The 16,037-nt window shown below is 39.5% G+C and carries 17 protein-coding genes and 1 pseudogene; 2 read left to right on the top strand and 16 right to left on the bottom strand.

What is annotated here, in order from left to right:
* Nucleotides 1-9: 9 nt before the first annotated feature.
* Nucleotides 10-1,014 carry an electron transfer flavoprotein subunit alpha/FixB family protein gene (locus ABFV83_RS03080; RefSeq protein ID WP_349947477.1) on the top strand — a complete coding sequence of 335 codons (1,005 nt, stop codon included), beginning with the start codon at nucleotides 10-12 and terminating at the stop codon, nucleotides 1,012-1,014.
* A 97-nt stretch (nucleotides 1,015-1,111) separates the two neighbouring features.
* Here the strand turns inward: ABFV83_RS03080 and ABFV83_RS03075 are convergent, their stop codons facing one another.
* On the bottom strand, nucleotides 1,112-2,134 hold the full coding sequence (locus tag ABFV83_RS03075; RefSeq protein ID WP_349947476.1) for an ABC transporter ATP-binding protein: 1,023 nt from the start codon (nucleotides 2,132-2,134) through the stop codon (nucleotides 1,112-1,114).
* 148 nt (nucleotides 2,135-2,282) lie between these two features.
* Between ABFV83_RS03075 and ABFV83_RS03070 the strand changes: the two genes are divergently transcribed.
* A complete protein-coding gene (locus tag ABFV83_RS03070) occupies nucleotides 2,283-3,095 on the top strand; it encodes a MerR family transcriptional regulator (protein WP_349947475.1) in 813 nt (270 codons plus the stop codon).
* Here ABFV83_RS03070 and ABFV83_RS03065 read toward each other — a convergent pair.
* The 15 genes and pseudogenes from ABFV83_RS03065 to ABFV83_RS02995 all read right to left on the bottom strand — a co-directional run.
* Nucleotides 3,084-3,176: pseudogene (locus tag ABFV83_RS03065) on the bottom strand (DUF4261 domain-containing protein); the annotation flags it as partial. The gene ABFV83_RS03070 and the pseudogene ABFV83_RS03065 sit on opposite strands and share 12 nt — an antisense overlap.
* On the bottom strand, nucleotides 3,173-3,472 hold the full coding sequence (locus ABFV83_RS03060; RefSeq protein ID WP_349947474.1) for an MGMT family protein: 300 nt from the start codon (nucleotides 3,470-3,472) through the stop codon (nucleotides 3,173-3,175). The gene ABFV83_RS03060 and the pseudogene ABFV83_RS03065, both read right to left, overlap by 4 nt.
* A gap of 406 nt (nucleotides 3,473-3,878) precedes the next feature.
* Complete coding sequence (gene phoU / locus ABFV83_RS03055; RefSeq protein ID WP_349947473.1) at nucleotides 3,879-4,541, bottom strand: phosphate signaling complex protein PhoU; 663 nt, start codon at nucleotides 4,539-4,541, stop codon at nucleotides 3,879-3,881.
* Nucleotides 4,542-4,575: 34 nt separating this feature from the next.
* Nucleotides 4,576-5,337 carry a phosphate ABC transporter ATP-binding protein PstB gene (gene pstB, locus ABFV83_RS03050; RefSeq protein WP_349947472.1) on the bottom strand — a complete coding sequence of 254 codons (762 nt, stop codon included), beginning with the start codon at nucleotides 5,335-5,337 and terminating at the stop codon, nucleotides 4,576-4,578.
* Between the two features lie 10 nt (nucleotides 5,338-5,347).
* Complete coding sequence (gene pstA, locus ABFV83_RS03045; RefSeq protein ID WP_349947471.1) at nucleotides 5,348-6,184, bottom strand: phosphate ABC transporter permease PstA; 837 nt, start codon at nucleotides 6,182-6,184, stop codon at nucleotides 5,348-5,350.
* A 7-nt stretch (nucleotides 6,185-6,191) separates the two neighbouring features.
* Nucleotides 6,192-7,037 carry a phosphate ABC transporter permease subunit PstC gene (pstC, locus tag ABFV83_RS03040; RefSeq protein WP_349947470.1) on the bottom strand — a complete coding sequence of 282 codons (846 nt, stop codon included), beginning with the start codon at nucleotides 7,035-7,037 and terminating at the stop codon, nucleotides 6,192-6,194.
* A complete protein-coding gene (locus ABFV83_RS03035) occupies nucleotides 7,034-7,882 on the bottom strand; it encodes a phosphate ABC transporter substrate-binding protein (RefSeq protein WP_313181718.1) in 849 nt (282 codons plus the stop codon). The genes pstC and ABFV83_RS03035 overlap by 4 nt, the downstream gene beginning before the upstream one ends.
* Nucleotides 7,883-7,996: 114 nt before the next feature.
* Nucleotides 7,997-8,794, bottom strand: coding sequence for a phosphate ABC transporter ATP-binding protein PstB (gene pstB, locus ABFV83_RS03030; protein ID WP_349947469.1), 798 nt, complete (start codon nucleotides 8,792-8,794; stop codon nucleotides 7,997-7,999).
* A gap of 702 nt (nucleotides 8,795-9,496) precedes the next feature.
* Nucleotides 9,497-9,877, bottom strand: coding sequence for a CGGC domain-containing protein (locus ABFV83_RS03025; protein ID WP_349947468.1), 381 nt, complete (start codon nucleotides 9,875-9,877; stop codon nucleotides 9,497-9,499).
* Nucleotides 9,878-10,026: 149 nt separating this feature from the next.
* On the bottom strand, nucleotides 10,027-11,781 hold the full coding sequence (locus tag ABFV83_RS03020) for an ATP-binding cassette domain-containing protein (RefSeq protein ID WP_349947467.1): 1,755 nt from the start codon (nucleotides 11,779-11,781) through the stop codon (nucleotides 10,027-10,029).
* 528 nt (nucleotides 11,782-12,309) lie between these two features.
* Nucleotides 12,310-12,804, bottom strand: coding sequence for a hypothetical protein (locus ABFV83_RS03015; RefSeq protein ID WP_349947466.1), 495 nt, complete (start codon nucleotides 12,802-12,804; stop codon nucleotides 12,310-12,312).
* 40 nt (nucleotides 12,805-12,844) lie between these two features.
* Nucleotides 12,845-13,585, bottom strand: coding sequence for a peroxide stress protein YaaA (gene yaaA / locus ABFV83_RS03010; protein WP_349947465.1), 741 nt, complete (start codon nucleotides 13,583-13,585; stop codon nucleotides 12,845-12,847).
* Nucleotides 13,586-13,588: 3 nt separating this feature from the next.
* Nucleotides 13,589-14,041: a thioredoxin-dependent thiol peroxidase gene (gene bcp, locus ABFV83_RS03005; protein WP_349947464.1), complete on the bottom strand. Its 453-nt coding sequence runs from the start codon at nucleotides 14,039-14,041 to the stop codon at nucleotides 13,589-13,591.
* Nucleotides 14,042-14,139: 98 nt separating this feature from the next.
* The gene (locus ABFV83_RS03000) at nucleotides 14,140-14,550 is read right to left on the bottom strand and encodes a peptide deformylase (RefSeq protein WP_349947463.1); all 411 of its coding nucleotides are present in this window, start codon (nucleotides 14,548-14,550) and stop codon (nucleotides 14,140-14,142) included.
* Nucleotides 14,551-14,719: 169 nt separating this feature from the next.
* Nucleotides 14,720-16,021 carry an alkaline phosphatase family protein gene (locus tag ABFV83_RS02995; RefSeq protein ID WP_349947462.1) on the bottom strand — a complete coding sequence of 434 codons (1,302 nt, stop codon included), beginning with the start codon at nucleotides 16,019-16,021 and terminating at the stop codon, nucleotides 14,720-14,722.
* Nucleotides 16,022-16,037: the final 16 nt, after the last annotated feature.

Here is a 16,037-nt window from a genome sequence, read left to right as displayed (position 1 = left end):
GAAACATTCATGGAAGTCAAAAGCAAAGATCTTTGGGTATTTATCGAAACAAAAGAGGATGGTTCCGCAAAAAAAGTCGGTCTTGAGCTCTTAAGTCCGGGTAAAGACATGGCCGGAAAACAGGGCGGCAACCTTGCTGCCATCATTATTGGCAATCATGTCACCCCGGCTATTGAAGCCGTCTCCGCACACGGTGCCGATAAAATCATTGTGGTCGAGGGAGAAGAATATCAGAATTACTCTACGGACGCCTACACCGCCGTTATAGAACAATTAGTGAAAAAATATGGTCCGACCAGTATGCTGATTGGAGCCACAAACAATGGACGCGATCTCGGTCCACGTATTGCATGCCGTTTAAAAACCGGTCTGACCGCAGACTGTACTTCATTGGATATTGATGAACAAACCGGAAACGTTGCATGGACACGTCCTGCATTTGGCGGGAACTTAATGGCCACGATCATGTGTCCGGACCACCGTCCTCAGCTTGGTACCGTACGGCCCGGTGTGTTTAAAATGCCCGACGAGGCAATCTCTCATGCCGAAATTATCCGGGAAAATATCCATATCCCCAAATCTGATATCCGCACACAGATTCTTGAACTGATCAAAGAAATGGATGCAGAAACAATCGACTTAGAAGGTGCACAGATTATTGTATCCGGTGGACGCGGTGTGAAAGGACCGGAAGGGTTTGCTCCAATTAAAGCGCTTGCCGAAGTTCTCGGTGCCACAGTCGGTGCTTCCCGTGCAGCAGTTGACGCAGGCTGGATTTCTCACCCGCATCAGGTAGGACAGACCGGAAAAACGGTTGGGCCCAAACTTTATATTGCTTGTGGTATCTCCGGCGCAATTCAGCATCTTGCCGGAATGAGCAGTTCGGATGTCGTGATTGCCATCAACAAAGACCCTGATGCACCGATCTTTGGTGTTGCTGATTATGGCATTGTTGGAGATTTATTTGAGGTTCTTCCTGTGCTCACCGAAGAAATCCGTAAGGCTAAGGCATAATTTTATTTTTAACAAATTATCATAGAAAAAGTAAATCAGTTTTATGCAGTGAAGGAGTTTTGAACCAATATCTTTTAGATAAGCCAATTTATGTCATCTAATTTTTTGCTATTTTTTGAGGCTCAAAAACAGCACTTTTCCCCCTGTTTTTAAGCCTCAAAATCGTTTTAAAACCACCCTGACACAAGCAAGTCCCCCACTTACTGCTTTCGCATTTGAAGTGGGGGACTTTTATAATGCATATAGATAGCTTATTAAACGTTCCAAAAGCTAAAGATGGATTGATTTCGGGCAGGTTCTTATGACAATCTGCTACATATAGATTTATAACATTTCCTTCCAGAGAACTTGAATCTACACACTCCACACTTGCCAAATTTTTCTGTATTTTTTCCGTATCATTTTGATTGCCCAAATAAATTTTAATCAGATTCTGCTTTGTGTAATGTTTTAAATTTGATGGAGAATCTTGAAGTATCCTATTTCCATCTTTTATAAAACAGATGGTATCACTTAATATATCAGCTTCCTCAAGATAATGTGTTGTTAAGATAATTGTTGTATGCAACTCTTTTTTTATTCTCTTTAACATTTCCCACATAGCCATACGAGACTGGATATCCATGCCTACTGTTGGTTCATCAAGGAAAAGTATTTGTGGAAAGGGTATCATACTCATTGCAATATCTAATCGCCGTTTTATTCCTCCAGAACATAACGCTACCTTCTTATTTATATAATCTTTTAAATCGAATATTGTAATAAGGGTATCAATTCTTTGGAGCGCTGTTGTTTTATCGATACCATACAATCGGCTTTGAAAAATCATATTTTCTTTTAATGTTAAATAATCATCAATAGAAAGTGATTGTGCAACACAAGCAATTTTTGAACGTACAAAGTCTCTATCCTTTTTTATATCCTTGTCCAAAATATTTATTGTACCGGACGTTGGCTCCGAAAAGGTAGTTAAGATATTAATAAGTGTGGTTTTACCTGCTCCATTTGTTCCTAACAAAGAGAATATTTCTCCCTTTTTAATATCAAGAGACATCTCATTAAGCGCTATTTTACCGTCTTTATATGCTTTGGTTAAGTTTTTAATTGATATAGCGTTCATTTTTATACCTCCATTCTTATAAGATGGCATCAGTATATACCCTCGTATAATGTGAGAGTCAATACCATTCATAAAAAGTAAAAAAGACTTGACGCTATCATGGTATTATGAGGTATGATAAGATATATATCGAAAGGAGTTGAGGGAAATGCTAAAAATCGGAGATTTTGCTATGCTGTCTAAAATAAGTATTAATATGCTGCGCCATTATGATGAAATAGAATTATTAAAGCCAGCACAGATTGATAAATACAGCGGATACCGATACTATGAAGAAGAACAGTTGGTTTGTGCCAATAGAATACAATCACTAAAAGCAATGGGATTAAGTCTAACTATCATTAAGCAGATTCTTAGCCAATATGAAGATACAGAAAGTTGGAAAAAATATTTACAGTTACAGCTCTCACAGAAACAAGAAGACCTGAATACTCTGCAAAGGCAGATAATGATGCTCAATACAGCGATAAAAAGTCTTGATGAAAAGTCTGTTTTTACAAACTGTGATATTGCCATTAAAGAAATCCCACAGCGTAAAGTAGTTAGTTACACCAAAACAATATCTAAATATGAAGAGGAAGGGCAGCTGTGGATTGGACTGGGTCTGAAAACAGCTCATTTGAATTTACAATATACAGTACCTAATTATGATATTGCCATTATTCATGAGGATACGCCCAATGGATTATCAGTAGAAATACAGAGGTCAATTTCAGAAATGCATAAAGATTTTGAAGATATACGCTTTAAAGAGATTCAGCCTATAAAAGTAGCTTCCTTGACTTTTAAAGGGGAATATCCTCAATTATTTGCTGTAAATGCGGATATTGCAAAATGGATTAATGAGAATGGGTATGATTTCAATGGGAATATATTTAATATATACCACATCTCACCCAAAACAGAAAATCAACCAAAAGAAATGATTACGGAGGTTTGTTTCCCAATTAAAGCTAAGTAGATTATAAGCATGGTTGACCACCCAGTTTGGATCCATTCCGTGAAAATGATATTGTAAGTCCGGCAAGTAGAGCGTGCTCATATTCCATATGTAGAAATATCTATGCATCCGTCCTCAGATACTTCCACTCCTTCTGATATAAGAATTTCTCTTTGAATAGCTGCATGTCTTTTATCCGTGATTGATATTTTGCCTTTGGAGTTAATTATCCGGTGCCATGGGAGATTGTACTTCTCAGACATGGAATGAAGTATCCTGACTACCTGCCTTGCTCCTCTAGTATTTCCTGCAAGCCTTGCAACCTGTCCGTAGCTCATAACTCTCCCATATGGTATTCCCTTTATTATTACAAGGACTTCCTCGGTAAACTGTGTCATATGGAACAAATCTCCTTATCAAACCTTTAAATTTATTAATTCATCATAGAGCTCTGTTACTGCCAATATACGGATTGCTATGCTCGATATGGCCGCAGCTGGACTGGGAATTTGGGACTCGGCCTGATTTCACCAACCTTTGCGCTTATGATCCTCTGGATTAACCGAGTCACAGAGTGTCTAAAAACACGTAACAAAGTGCATATGAAACATCCACAGTTTTATTTTATCTAAAACTAATTGAATAAAATAATTATATCATATCTTTCCAGTTAATAAAACGCATACCTGCACATGTCTTGTTGCTGCATTTCTGATGACCAGAATCATTCCATTACGGCTGCATACATAATGATACTCCGGACTCTTATAATATAAATAAAGGAAATCAATTAGAGGCATGCCTCTAATTGATTTCCTTTAACTCACCTGTGATCATGTATATCGTTCTTTCACATATATTGGTAGAATGGTCGGCGATTCTCTCAAGATACCGTCCTAAGAACAGAAGTTTAGTACCTTGTTTTGTAAGCCCCCTTTTTTCTGTGATGATGTTAAGGATATCATTTATAACGGTTTCATAGAGCCTGTCAACATCTTCGTCCCTCTCAGCTGCCTTTTCTGCAAGGGCAATATCCTCATTTACAAAGGCATCAAGACTCATTTTTAACATTTTCTGAGCAATATCTGCCATACTTGGAATATCTTTTAGGGAATTCATAATAGGGTCTTCGCCAATCTCAAGTATTACCTCTGCAATGTTTACTGCATTGTCTCCCATTCTTTCAAGATCTGTTATGATTTTCAGAATCGATGCAATTGTCCTTAAATCCTTGGCAAGAGGCTGCTGAAGGGCAAGAAGCATCATACATTCCTTTTCAATTTCAAGTTCTAACTGATCTATTTCGTCATCTTTCTCAAAAACATTCCTTGCAAGATCAAGATCTTGTGTCTTTAAAGCAGTCACTGCCGTGTCAATAATATTCTCAACCAGAGCTCCCATTTTTAATACCTTTTGTTTAACGTCAAGTATCTTCTGTGCAAAACGTTCTCTAATCAATATGCTCATCTCCTTTTACAAAAAATTATAAATATACGGAAGTTTAACCAAATCTTCCGGTAAGATAATCGTTGGTTCGATTATCCTTGGGGAATGAAAAAACCTCTTGAGTATAACCTTGTTCAATCAGATCTCCCATTAGCATGAATGCTACCCGGTCAGCGATACGCCCCGCCTGCTGAACGGTATGGGGTGCAATGATAATGGTGTATTGCTCCTTAAGCTGTATTAAGGATTCCTCAATTTTAGCCGTTGATATTGGGTCAAGAGCTGAACAGGGTCTGTCCAGCAAAATAACCTCCGGCTCAAGAGCCAAAACCCTGGCAATACACAAGCGCTGCTGCTGACCACCGGATAACCTGGCTGCAGGAGTATCCAGCCTGTCTTTGACATCATCCCAGAGGGCAGACATACGCAGAGCCTTTTCTACTTCCTCTTCCACAGCCGCCTTGGTTTTCATTCCACTCATGCGGGGGCCCAATGCCACATTGTCAAAGATGGACATAGGCAGAGGTGTTGGTACATCAAAGACCATCCCTACCCTGCGGCGCAGTTCTGTCACATTGACGTCCTGGTCAAAGATGTTTTTCCCCTCTAAAAGTATCTCACCCTCCTGACGGGCTCCCACTGTCAAGTCACTCAGACGGTTTAATGTGCGAAGCAATGTTGTTATACCACTGTTAGCCGGACCGAAAACAGCCATAATCCGATTTTCAGGTATCTCCAGGTTAAGTTCTTTAATAACCTGCTTTTGTTGATAATAGAAGTTTAATCCTTTTATCTCTATTTTTGATTTCTGTGTCATTTTTCACCTCTTAACGGCCTTTCGCTATGAATCGATTGACCAGCATATTGAAACCAACATTAAGCAGAAGAATAAGAATAATCAAGAGCGCTGCTGTTCCATAAGCGTTATCCATGGATATTCCCTCCCTCGCCAGTATATAAAAATGTACTGCCATGGTTCTAGTTGGGGAGAAGAGCGATGTAGGCATGCGCAATGCTGAGCCGGCTGTTAAAATAACAGCAGCAGTCTCGGCTACACATCTCCCTATGCTCAAAATCACTCCATTCACTATACCAGGGATTGCTGATGGGAGTACCGCCCTGGTTATTGTCTGCCACTTAGTGAGTCCCAAAGAGAAGCCTACCTCCCGGTATAGCTGCGGCACAGTACGAATCGCCTCTTCTGATGTACGTATGATAGTAGGCAGAATCATGATAGCCATGGTTAATCCGCCGGATAAAATTGACCATCCCATTTTTAAGTATATAACAAAGAAGATAAAACCAAAAAGTCCATAAACAATGGATGGGATCCCTGCCAGAGACTCGGCACTGAAACGGATAATGCGGGTGACTCTGCTCTCACGCGTGTACTCCGTAAGGTATATAGCGGTTCCAATTCCAAATGGTGTTGCTACAATAACGGCTACTGCAGTTACAATCAGGGTACCGGCAATAGAAGAAGAAATACCCCCAGAACGCCCCATATCCCGCGGAATATCCGTTAAAAACTGCCAACTGAGCATAGGTATGCCCTTGATTAGTATATGGATAATGATAGAAAAAAGAATTGCAATAACAAGAAGAGCAGCTGTCCAAATCAAAAATTTTGCTATCTTTTCGGAAGTTTTCGCGTTAATTCTCATAGTGACCTCACCTCTTTCGTGTGATGTATTGCGCAGTAGCATTTAAAATCATAATAATAACAAACAATACAATACCAGTGGCGAAAAGCGCCTGCTGGTGTTCGCCGGATGCGTATCCCATCTCAATACCGATATTCGTGGTCAGCGTCCTGACAGGGTCAAGAACTGATTCAGGAAGTGCGACAGCATTACCCAGAACCATAATCACCGCCATAGTCTCACCAATTGCCCTGCCTAAACCTAAAATTATGGCGGCAACAATACCCGATTTAGCCGCAGGTAACAGCAGGGAGCGTATCGTCTGCCAATGTGTTAACCCTAATGCAAGTGCCCCATCTTTATAATGGCGTGGCAGCGCAAGGAGAGATACTTCGGTGATACTGATGATCGTTGGCAGGATCATAATACCCAAAATGATGGAACCGGCTAATATGCTTAAGCCCGGCCCTCCCAGGTAATTACGTATCATTGGTACAACGAACAATACTCCCCAGAACCCATATACCACGGAAGGTATGGCAGCCAGCAACTGGATGGCGGGTCTGAATATGTTTCTAAGTTTTGCCGGAGCAAACTCAGCCAGAAAAATACTGCAGCAAATGGCAATGGGAACTCCCAGGATTGCTGCTCCTAAAGTGACCGATACAGATCCCACTATCATCGGGAAAATGCCATAGGCACCTTGGCTGGGAGCCCATTTCATCCCAAAAACAAAGTTTATTATACCAACCTTGGCAATAATAGGTATACCTTTTATAAATATAAACACAGTGATGAGTGCCAGCACCGATAAAGTCGAAAGAGCAATTAGAAGAAACACACGCTCAGATAATTTTTCCTTAAAACTCTTCATTTCCCTGCCCCCTCTTCTGATGGAATAAGTCCCTCATTACTCAGTAATTTCTGCCCCTCTGAAGAAAGGGTAAAATCTATGAATTCCCTATTTAATCCGGTCGGCTCACCGTCGGTGACAAATAAAAACTGCCTGGAAAGTTTGTAGCTGCCATTCATTATATTTTCCCGTGTCGCTTCGATGCCATCTAAATGTAAAGCTTTCACTTCATCCGTAACCAAACCCAAAGAGATAAATCCTATCGCATTGGGGTCATCCGCAACCAATTGCCGTACCGCCCCATTGGAGTCCTGGACGATAGCTTTTGGAGTTATCTCTTCTTCATCCATCAACAGCTCTGCAAAGGCACTTCTTGTACCTGATCCTTCTTCACGCGCTATGATATTGATCTTTGACTTTGAGCCTCCCAATTGACTCCAGTCGGTAATTGTAGCTGCGTAAATATCGCGGATCTGATCTGAAGTAAGGTCTTGTATCGGATTCCTGGGGTTCACGATTAATACCAATCCATCCTTGGCAATTTCCACATTCCACAGATTTTTCTCCTCATCGGTCAATGCACGGGAAGACATTCCAATATCAGCACTGTGAGTCTTGGTTGCCGTAATGCCGGCCGAAGATCCTCCGCCCTGGATATCAATCACAGCGTCTGGATTTAAAGCCATGTACTCTTCTGCCAGAATCTCAGCATAGGGTTGTACGGAAGTTGAGCCTGCAACAATCGTGGCTGAGCCAGGTGCCTGGCTGCATGCAGTCAGCACCCCCATAGAAAGGGTCAATATCACTATGCTGACAGAACCTTTTATTCGTCTTAATAATTTGCATGTTACAATCTTTTTCCTCATGTCTCTCACAAAAATCAAACATCAAAATCATCTACTATGATAAAACTCCAATGTTCGATTTCCTCCATTTCTCAGAATATATTAAAGAACTGCAAGTTCACATTTTAAAATTTTTTATCCGAATCGACCTGTAATATAGTCCTCGGTGCGTTTATCCTTAGGATTAGCAAAAATTTCTGCTGTTGGAGCGTATTCGACCAATGTCCCCGCTCTATCATGATCCATCATCATAAACGCAGTCATATGAGACACCCTTGCCGCCTGTTCCATACTATGAGTTACAATAATGATCGTATATTTTTGGGCCAGTTCTTCCATTAACCCCTCAACTTGCATTGTAGATTCCGGATCAAGAGCACTGCAGGATTCATCCATTAATAAAACCTCAGGCTCTACAGCCAATGCACGGGCAATACACAGACGCTGCTGCTGGCCCGGAGAAAGATCAAAAGCAGATTCTTTCAGTTTGTCCTTAACTTCGTCCCATAAAGCAACCTGGTTCAAGTTCCTCTCCACAATCTCATCAAGACGGGCTCTTTGCTTTATTCCATGATGCCTTGGACCAAATGCCATATTATCATACACAGACATGGGAAAGGGATTAGGTTTTTGAAAAACCATGCCAACTCTTTTTTTCAATGCAACAACATCCATATTCTTATCATAGATAGAAACACCATCAAGCATAATTTTCCCCTCTACCCTAACTCCTGGTATCGGGTCATTCATACGATTAAAAAGACGCAGAAGAGAAGATTTACCGCATCCTGACGGTCCGATTATGGCTGTTATAGCACATTCCGCTATATCCATTGTAACATCCCTCAGCGCTTGGAAGTTGCCATAAAAAAGGTTTACCGCATCTGTTTTTATCTTGGCCTTTTGCCCAGACTTTAACATTTGATCATCCATTCGTCACCCTCGCTAATCGACTCCTTATTAAATCTTTAATAAGAAGCGCTTATCCTTTATAATATTTTAAATTTCTATTTTCTTTTTCACAACAAATACTAATTATACAATAATTAAAGATAATTAAAGCATTATCTATGTTAAGTATAGGTAAAATTTGTGTAAAATATTTCACCTCCGGAAAGACCAACAGACAAGGTAATATAAAATCCTCCCTGCGGGATTCATATGATACCGATATTCTTTAATTGGATTTTCGAGCATTTTTGAAAACAATTCTTTGAATATAATCACATCTTGGCCTTTATAACTATCTTGTCCGAAATTCAAAATATATTTTCCTATTCATACTGTTCAAATCCCCAAATTTTTGTTTATTTATACTGTATTTAGGTTCGTTTACAAGGAACTATATGCAGACCGGGAAATGGGATGCTGACAACAAAACAGCGGTATGCACCTGATAAAGTGCATACCGCTGTTTTGTTGTGGGGGAATCCGAAGAGGGGAGCGCCCTTTTTGGCACATGACTAAAATGTAGTGTGTTAAACACTCTGCCGGCGTTACCGTTACAAGTGCCGTTACCGACGGGGACATATCTTTTCCAAATTGGAATGGGGCGTGAAAGCCACACGGGGACTTTTCTGCCTTGATTTCCATAAGTGAAAGCAGGAGGGAGTGTCAAGGACTTCAACATGAATATTATTTTTTTACTGTGATCAGCTTTTTCTTATTAATATTATTATTCTTTTTTCCTTCGGCAGATCCGTGAGTATAACCTATAATATCAAAGTCTTTCGATAACACATCCACAAACTCTTGATAATGCTCGCATTTACTTCTAATGCATGAGGACAGATGAATCGTATCAACATCTGCCTTTTTAAACTTTTCAATTTTAGTCAAAAGACTTTCCATCGGTGCCTCATCACATCCGGCGCAGTTGTTAAATGATACCAGCTTATAATCTGATTCGTCATAGATGCTAAAAGAATCTTTATTCTCATTAAATGCTCTCATACAGCCATTTGCTGTACACTTTTTCGAAATGTTTCCGCAAACATATATGCCTATTTTTTTCAAGTATGCCTCTCCCTTGTGTACAATTTTAAATATTTATTATATCTATCTTTTTAATAAATGCATGTCTGCTTATTTATGAGAAAGAAGTACAACCATCTCCATATATGCTGGGACAACAATTCTAAACGATATAATGAAACTCATTGAAATTATGTCATTGACATTTTCATTTTTTTAATAACTTCTTCTAATGACTCCATCAGAACCTTTGCTTTTTCAAATTCGTTTGTTCGAAGCAGCTGTTGAATTCTAGTCTCTGTCTCTTTTTTCTTTTGCTCCAGCAGCAGATAATCTTTGTCAAAATGATTGGCATAAATCATCTGTCGGAATTTACGGCTGCTCATTCTGCGCACAGTGTTATTTTCTGCCAAAAGTACATAGTCCATACAATTGGCCACCGTGTAATAATCATGGGACACCATAAGAATTGCACCTTTGTACTCTGAAATCGCCTGCTCCAATGCAATCTGCGCATAAACATCCAAATGCCCCGTGGGTTCATCTAACAGCAGGAAGTTGGCTTTTTCTAATGAGAGCGCCGCTAATTGAAACAAATCCTTCTCTCCTCCAGACAATTCACTCACTTTCTGACCAAGCGTCTCTCCTTCAAAACCATATTTTTTCAAATAATTCTCTATATCATTTTTTGTAGCAAAACCTTTTTCTTCAAAAATTTCAAGCAATGTTTTCGTATCGTCATATAATGAGCCGGTAATCTGGGAAAACATGCTGACCTTTGCACTTTCACTAATCTTGATCGTGTCTTTCTTATTTTCAAAGATTTCACATAGCATTGTTGTTTTTCCTGTTCCATTACTCCCCACAATTGCTACATGCTCTGCTGGCTTCATTTCAAAATCTACATGTTCTAAAAGCTGCTCATCAAATGCAGCGCTATAATCCGTCAATTCCAGAATATTTTCATCTGCCACTTCGTTTTCCAGTTCAAAATAAATTTCGGGCTGTTTGATATCTACGAAAGGGGCCTTTGTTTTTCTTGCTTTCAGGCGGTCCACCAAGGTCTGTCTTGCGTGTACGGCTCTTCCAAGGGATGCGTTGTCCATTTCCGACGCTCTCGCTCTGGATTTTTGTAAGATTTTACTTTGACGGTCAATCTCAGCTTGGTCTGCAGCTGCTGCTTCTTCTAAATCAATCTTCATAGCCAGAAGCTCATAATTATATTCTGTATAGGTTCCATTAAATTCCTGAACCTCCATATTTTCCATGTGAAGTATCTTGTTAAAGCAATGGTTTAGCAAGTACCGGTTATGAGTGATAATAAGAAGCGTTCCTTTGTGGGCATTGATCAGATTTCTTAATGCATTCAGATGTTTAAAATCCAAAAATACATCCGGTTCATCCATAACAAGAAGCCTTGGACTCAACATCATCTCTCTGATTACCTGAACCAGCTTAAATTCTCCACCACTCAGACTACTGATTTTCTGTTCTTCTAACTTTTGCAAATCAGCTAGTTTTAATTGTTTCTTAATATTGATTTCGTGAGACTCTCCATCAATGGCATTCCATTCATCTAACTCTTTTTGATATTCCTCGAAGATACTTTCCAGGTCTACAGCAGTCTCCATTTCCTTACAAAAGTCAAATATTTTCTGCTCATGCTTTACAAATTCATCGCTGATATACTGAAACACGGTCATATCTTCTTTTGGGTCTAATTGCGAAAATTGGCTGACATATCCGATTCTGTCTGTATTGTCAATTACTATTTTCCCATCGTACAGATACTCTTCCGGGTGCATTAGTAAATCGAGTAACGTACTTTTTCCTGTACCGTTGGTACCAATCAATGCACAATGTACATTATCTTCTATTGTAAATGAAACTTTTTTATATAAATCCTTTTGCGGATATGAGTAGGACAAGTTTTGAACCTTAATCATGATTACCTCCTGTGGTATTTATTTCCGATATCATTTGATACAAACTTCACAATGTGATGCAACCGTTCTTTTATACTTCGTGCCAAAATACCACTTTACCCCGCCTGCGATTAATTAAACAAGATTATTTGGTTGTTGCATTGTCAATTTTATCACCTTATTATATCGGCGTTTTGGTATGACGTCAAGATATGCTGAAATAACTGGCTGTTCAGGCATATCAAAACTATAGCTGGTAATCACATGACATTTTTCATATGTTTTTCCTTTCCTTAATAAATATATAAAAACATGAAGGCTGTTCAAACCTCCACGCTTTTTATATATCAGATATTCATTTTTCTATTTCTTCGTCCGTTGCAGTAGGACTACAACTTCTGTATGCCTTGAGTATGCAATAATGATGCCGTATGTATCTGTTAACCCCTTTGCGGCAGGATATTACCTCCAAAAATCTTCACTGATCGATCAGCAGAAAAATAGAATTAGCTTCTATTCTGCCTGATTGTATGAATAAACGATCTCATTTTATATAACTCTGCATCTGGAAACTTCTTTTACAAACCCAAGAAATTCGCCATTTGTTTCAAAATCGATACGATATGTTTCTTCTTTCTCAAGATGTTTTCTATCTTTGGGAATTGTTTGTGATTCGTATATGTTAATGTTTATTGTTTCATTTTGTCTTTCTAATTTCCAAATATATGTACCGGGCTCATCATCCCAAGATATCCAGTTTGTTTTTGATTTATCATCTGTATTAACAATGGTCAAGTCATTTACTGCTTTGAGAAGTTCAAAAGGAGCATCATGACCGAGATAATTAGACGCAGTGATATTTATGGTTTTCGCTCTATCCACTAATAGTATATCAAACCACCCTGCTTTTACTCCGGCGATATGAAAACCCGGATAATTAGTAAACTGCATATCTTCATTTATAAAATACTCGTCACACAATAATGACTCAGCCCATTGTTCAAAAGCATTTTTTCCAAAATGTATATTATCATTGGGTGCCAATGAAACCCAAACAGGTATGTTCTCATAACAACCTCTTGCATCACATTATGAATACGTATTTTGAGTTGCTGGAAAGCTCCTTGCAATAAGCAAATCCTAACTCCTGGAAATCCTTGAGACCATTCAGATCAGAAATATTATTCTCTGCCATGAACCGCACCATATCACCGCGAGCCATCTTAGATATTGTTCCCTTTTGCTTCACTTTCCCTTCCACTAGCTCACCAAACTCAATCGTAATAAATCGATCCTTCGGTGTGATATATTTCTCGATGCATTGTGAGTATTCCTTCGAAGCCAAGTTAAGGATAATTCTGTCATCGTCCACTAGACTATGATACAACCGGTCTCCCCAGAAATCATACAAATCTTTACAATCATTCACGGATAGCTTTGCCTGCATTTCTAGTCGATATGGCGTTACCCCATCAAAGGGCTTGAGTACTCCATAGAAGCCTGACAAAATCCGTAAATGATCTGATAGGTACGAAAGTGCCCTAGTTGTAAGCACTTTCGGAGCCATATGCTGATACTGCAAGCCCTCATATGCTATTATTGCCGGTGTCAGTCTATGCATCAAAGACATATTTTTGTAGCGCTTATAGTTTAATTCTGCCAATTTATCATTGCATTTCCACAATGCTTTTCCCTCTGATAAGGACAAGGACTTCATTTCATGCATCAATATTATAGCATCATTAATAAATCCGGGCACTCCGGTAACCTCAATGGAATCCGTATCCTCAATCATCTTCTTTGCCGGAGAAATTATTATTTTCATATCCTAAAATTGCTCCAGCATTTGTGCCGGATTCTCCTCTGCCTTCACTTTGCCAAAGGCTTTTACAATTACTCCATCTTCATCGATGAGATATGTGGTTCGAACCACTCCCATGCTAACCTTACCATAATTCATTTTTTCCTGCCAGACATCATATGCCTGAATACAGGTAAGTTCCGTATCAGAAAGCAATGTAAATGGTAGTCCATACTTTTCCTCGAATTTTTTATGAGATGCCACACTGTCTTTACTCACCCCAAGAACCACAGCTCCCTTTTCCTGAAACTGCGGATACAGCTCTCCAAAGTTGCAAGCCTGCTTGGTGCAGCCCGGAGTATTGTCCTTTGGATAGAAATATAAAATAACCTTCCTACCCTTGTACTCCTCCAGCGTGTGCATCAATCCATTCTGATCCGGCAATGAAAATGCTGGTGCTTTTGTTCCTACCTGTACCATAATCTTACCTCCTGGTTCTTATGTTAAGCATAAAATCCTTCTATTCCGCCTTTTTAGTATTCATTTCGCTATTACAACTTCCATCAATGCCTATACTTCTATATCACTATGCCATCGCAGTGGTCGATTTCATGTTGTATAATCTGTGCAATCCATCCGGAATACTTCTGGCACTGTTTATTGAAATTAATATCCTGAAACTCTACCTCGATATCCATATATCTGGTGGTCTTGCGAACTCCAATCAAAGAAAGACAGCCTTCCTCCGTCTCGTAGGCACCAGACTTTTTCACAATCACCGGATTAATCATAGCAATATTAGCAAAACCCATACTCACTGCTATTATTCTCTTCTTGACACCAATCATGTTAGCCGCCATCCCTACACAACCTACTTCATTCGCTTTTAAAGTATCAAGCAAATCCTGAACCACCTGCTTGTCCGCTTCCGTTGCCGGTTCTGACTTCTGATTCAGAAAAACGACATCCTTTATTACTGATCTAATCATTACAAACCTTCTTTCATTTGCTCAAGATAGTTATATTTCAGAGCATTCTACCCCCAAGACATTAACGTATATTTACCCTACGGTACAATTACGCTAATGCCTATCTTTATTTACTGTATTATTTACTTATCCGTTTAAATATGTCAGATTGGTATACTTCTTCCCAGTTTTACACTTTCGTATTAATTCTGAATATCTCATCCAACACTCTGCCGTCACAAGGACCGAAATCAATGCCGAGAATTGCTGCAATCGTAGGAGCTATATCTACCATCTGGATTTCTCCCAACTGGTATTCTTTCTTAATACAATTTCCTGATACTACAAAGCCACATCGATACTCTGGTTTCTCTGGTGAATACCCATGAGTTGCATACTTTCTATTCTCTTTCTCCAAGTCAGTCACAAGGGACCCGGTAAGGCTGTCATCAAAACAGTAACCAGTCTTTGCTTCCAGCATATACCCCGAAACCGGGAACGCATGAAAACGTTCCAGTTCTTCTCTGGTATAGATCCTCTCAATACCTAAGTTCTTCTCTTCTGCCGCTTTTAAAAGAATCTGTAGTACACGCTGCTTCGCTTCCTCGTCATTTTCCTTCAGATGCAAATAGGCAGACCCTCCTGTAGACTGTATATAGGCTCTCCAAAACATTTTCCCTTTTTCTTCATAAATAAGGCCTTCTTCTTTTAACAATTGATTCAATTTCACCTTGTACCTTACATTTTTCTGCCCATGATCTCCCAACACCAGAAAAACCGTCTCCTCAAAAATGCCTGCCTCCCGAACTGCCTCCATAATCTTACCGATTCTTTCATCCATCCGGATCAAAACCTTGTCAATCTCAGGACTGTCTGTCCCATAATGATGCTTCGCATCGTCCAGTTCAATGAAGTGCATCATCAGAAGTTCCGGTTTTTTGCTTAGAATGGTGTCTTTTCCGCACATGGCTGTAAAATCATCCAGGTAAGGCTGTTCAATCCCTTTTCTCAATTTTCCATATTTTTTCTCAAGCCCCATACAAAAAAATGGACTTCCATTTCTTAAGATCTTAAGAGATTGATTCTCACGTCCGATTGCCTTTATCTCCGGAAGATTATAGCGAATGGAGGCCTTTCCGGTAACAGGCCACAGGATTCCGGCTGATTTCATTTCACAATTTCTCAAAGCATCATACACAGCAGGTGCCTTGATATCCTTTTTAAACCAGAACCACGCCTGTTCATCTTCATCAATGAAAGGCTGGAGAGGGGTATTATGATAGATTCCATGCTTATCCGGATAAACGCCGGTCACCATAGTGGTATGCACCACATAGGTAAGAGTCGGATAGACACTTTTTAATTTTGTACTGAATGCTCCGCTTTTTATTAATCGGGAAAGGTTGGGAAGCCGACTTGCCTTTTCCCAGTTATCTTCAGAAAATGCATCATAGGAGATCACTACCAAATGCTTTGCTTTTCCTTTGCTCATTTTTCCAGCTCCATCA

The sequence above is a fragment of the Lacrimispora sp. BS-2 genome (genome assembly GCF_040207125.1).
In the GTDB taxonomy this organism is placed as follows: Bacteria; Bacillota; Clostridia; order Lachnospirales; family Lachnospiraceae; genus Lacrimispora.
The sequence above is the reverse complement of the archived record's forward strand: the minus strand, read 5'-3'. Positions and strand labels throughout refer to the sequence as shown.